The following is a 1,252-nucleotide window of genomic DNA, read 5'->3' as shown; positions in this document are numbered from 1 at the left end:
CCGAAGCTGCTCTCCTGGCCCTATGTGTGCAATGGCTGCAGGCTGCGCAACTACCACTGCCCGAAGAGGTGGCAGGCAGAGTACAGGGCGGCCAGGGCACAGGCCCTGGCCGACGAGGAGCTCTCGGCCTCGAGGCGCGGCATCGACAAGACAAGGGAGCAGTTCGAGCACATCATGGGGTGCGTGAAGGAGGGCCTCGCGCGCGGCCTCTCTCCCGAGCAGATCGTCGTCTCATACGCCCTCGACGTGAGCCCCGCCACCATCTACCGATGGATAGAGGAGGGCTACGCCGGCACCGGGAACATCGAGCTCAGGCGTGAGGTCTCCTACAAGCCGAGGAAGAAGAAGGCAGCTCCCAGGAGCACCTCGCACGGGGCGGAGCGCTCCTATGCCGCCTTCCTCGGCCTCGGCGAGGAGGAGAGGTCCTCTGCCTGCGAGATGGACACCGTGATCGGCAGGGTGCATGACTCGAAGTGCCTGCTCACCCTATATCTCAGGCCCTGCAAGTTCCAGCTCATGCTGCTTCTCGGGGGGAAGACGGCAGAGGAGGCTGCGGGGGCCCTGGACGCGCTGGAGGAGGCCGTGGGGATGGATGGCTTCGGCAGGCTCTTCGACCCGATCCTCACCGACAACGGGGCGGAGTTCTCGGACCACGTGCTCATAGAGCGGTCGGCCGGGGACAGCGCGGCAAGGCGTGCCCGCGTCTTCTACTGCGACGTGAGGCAGTCCCAGCAGAAGGGCTCCTGCGAGCGCAACCACGTGGAGCTCAGGAAGGTCCTTCCCAAGGGGACGAGCTTCGATGCCCTCACGAGGGCCGACTGCGCCCTTCTCATGAGCCACGTGAACTCGGAGCCCAGGCCGTCCCTGGCAGGCCTTTCCCCCATCAGGATGTTCAGGCTTGCCTATGGAGGGCTCGCCGAGAGGCTCCTCGACGCCCTCGGCGTCGAGGAGATAGGCCCCGGCGAGCTCAACCTCACACCCTCGCTCCTTGCCCGTGAGGAAGGGAGAGGCATGACCATCTAAGCAGATTCCGCCCGGAAAAAGGACCACAGCCAGACCTTTCGGATGAGTCTTGAGGCGACTGCCGGAGGGTTCTGGAATCATGCTCCGAAGTCATCGGAAAGGGCAGGCGCCGCCTTCCTGGGCTGGCCCTCCCCCGAGAGAGAGCGCTCGAGGCCAGAGGGGTGCGTTCCTCTGACCTCGAGAATCTCCGAATCAGCCCCGGGCGTTCGGCTGAGTTTTTAAATCAACC

General features: G+C 65.0%; 1 protein-coding gene. It reads left to right on the top strand.

The annotated features are described in order from the left end of the window. A partial coding sequence (locus tag ABVS03_RS11535; RefSeq protein WP_368019216.1) for an IS30 family transposase occupies positions 1–1,023 on the top strand: 1,023 nt, incomplete at its 5' end. Positions 1,024–1,252 lie beyond the last annotated feature (229 nt).

The organism is Olsenella sp. AGMB03486 (assembly GCF_040884255.1).
Lineage (GTDB): Bacteria > Actinomycetota > Coriobacteriia > Coriobacteriales > Atopobiaceae > Olsenella_L > Olsenella_L kribbiana.
This window is presented reverse-complemented; position numbering and strand designations above follow the sequence as displayed.